3 protein-coding genes are annotated in these 1,705 nt (G+C 56.4%); all 3 read right to left on the bottom strand.

What is annotated here, in order from left to right:
* A partial coding sequence (locus VI25_RS22265) for a hypothetical protein (RefSeq protein WP_152981777.1) occupies positions 1 to 235 on the bottom strand: 235 nt, incomplete at its 3' end.
* Positions 236 to 420: 185 nt separating this feature from the next.
* The gene (locus VI25_RS22260; RefSeq protein ID WP_236705211.1) at positions 421 to 720 is read right to left on the bottom strand and encodes a hypothetical protein; all 300 of its coding nucleotides are present in this window, start codon (positions 718 to 720) and stop codon (positions 421 to 423) included.
* Positions 721 to 849: 129 nt separating this feature from the next.
* Positions 850 to 1,158, bottom strand: coding sequence for a DUF3667 domain-containing protein (locus VI25_RS29100; RefSeq protein ID WP_410503458.1), 309 nt, complete (start codon positions 1,156 to 1,158; stop codon positions 850 to 852).
* Between the last annotated feature and the right edge of the window lie 547 nt (positions 1,159 to 1,705).

Below are 1,705 nucleotides of genomic sequence, written 5' to 3'. Positions count from 1 at the left end.
TGGTGACTGTCGGGCGCGTTTCCTGCCACCGTGCCCGGATATAGGCTTGCTCCTGCTCGGTAAACGGAGATAAGGCGCGCTGATCAGACAGCACCTTGTGCCATCCGCGCCGATGCAGCATGTGCCCCAAGTGGGTAAGTAGGGCCTGAAAATCGCTGAATACCCGTTTACCGGGGTTGTAGTGGACAATGGCGTAGCTGGGCATGCTCGCTGAGCCGGCCGGCGGGGTTTTCAAAATAGATGGTGTGCGAGGTAAGGGGCATGCGGAAAGAAAGCATGCTACCGGGTACGAAACAAGAAAGCGCGTAGTTCGCGGTGGCCTCGGGTCGTACGGGAGGGTCGTTACCCGATGCCTCACCGATGCTGGCTACCTTCTCCTTGCTAGCAATAATAATTATACGGTCACCAGTAAGTTGATGCCTACCACCCCAGTACGTAGAGCCGGAAGGCAACGTAGTTGATAGCCGCGCTGCAGGCCGCGCCAATCAGCACAATAACGGCGGCTCGCCACAGACTACCCGCGGTACTCAATCCCAGGGCCCGGCGGCCGATGAGTGTTAGGTAGCTGAACATCACTACCACTTGCAGCAGGGCCGCCAGATTGCTGGTGCCTGAAAAGGCGCCCCTAAATAGCACCAGTCCCAACAGCACCGCTACCCAGCAGATATGAAAGGCGGCACCTACGACCACCAGTACCATGAACGCTTCGGCATAATTCACCCGGCGCCGGCCATACATGCCCCACGCAATCAGCGAACTAAAGGGGTAGGAGCAGCAACAGCCACCACAGGTTTTGGTACTTGCCTACGTAGTGGAAGTAGGACTCCACCCGGACCAACTGCTCGGCCGTTAGGTACTTTGTAGCCGCTGTTGTAGACCGTGGCCGGTCGCTTCGTAGTAATGCCCGACGGTGGTGAGCAAAGTCGCGGCCCCCACGACGAGCAGCAGAAATTGAAAGGGGTTGAAGTACCGTTTGCGTCGGCCCGCCAGGTAGTCGGCCACGACCTGGCCCGGCCGCAACAGCACGTGTCCGGTGTAGGCGAAAATGCTTTTGTCGGCGTGGGTAAAGACGTGCAGCAGTTCGTGGAGCACATGCCTAACTGAGAGTCGATGCGGCCGTGGCTGGCCACACTGTGGGCAGTATTGTCCCTCCGCCATCGCCTGGCCACAGTTTAAGCAGGTGGCTTCGTTGGCAACCGAGTCGTGCGCATCAGCAGGCGAGGCTGCTACAACAGATTCCATGGGGTAGGGGGCTAAGATCAGGACTGGAGATGCAGAGTGCCGGCAGCCAGCAAGTAACTAAAAAATACGGCTAATACTCTCGTTATGAAGAGTAGGACATCCCAAGTGGGATCCATTGTTTGCCTGTAGTTGCTTTGGCCTTGTTGCTGTGTATCTCAGTAATAGAAACGCCCCAGCCAGATAGGAGAGTCATGTGCATCATCACCACCACTTGAGCCAGTGGTGATGATGCACATGACTCTCCTTCGCTAATCTATTGGTCTATTATGAACTGGAATGAACAGGCGAGTACGAAAAGCCGTCCAACTCATGCTATTTGACCCATATCGACTAGAAATCGCAGGTGTACCGTGTACCTTTGAGGTACTAGCACGGTAAGTCACCCAGCCGGCTTTGTCTGAAAAGACGAAGCCCCAAAGGCTGGCCGGCCTTGGGGGCTTCAGGAAGTGGGTGGATTCAGCAC

The organism is Hymenobacter sp. AT01-02 (assembly GCF_000961955.2).
GTDB classification, from domain to species: domain Bacteria; phylum Bacteroidota; class Bacteroidia; order Cytophagales; family Hymenobacteraceae; genus Hymenobacter; species Hymenobacter mucosus.
Note: the sequence above shows the minus strand (reverse complement) of the source record. Positions and strands in the feature narration are given on the sequence as shown.

What these genes read in the sequence shown, in the direction of transcription:
- VI25_RS29100 (WP_410503458.1), bottom strand. Translation starts at nt 1,158, where the DNA reads ATGGCGGAGGGACAATACTGCCCACAGTGTGGCCAGCCACGGCCGCAT.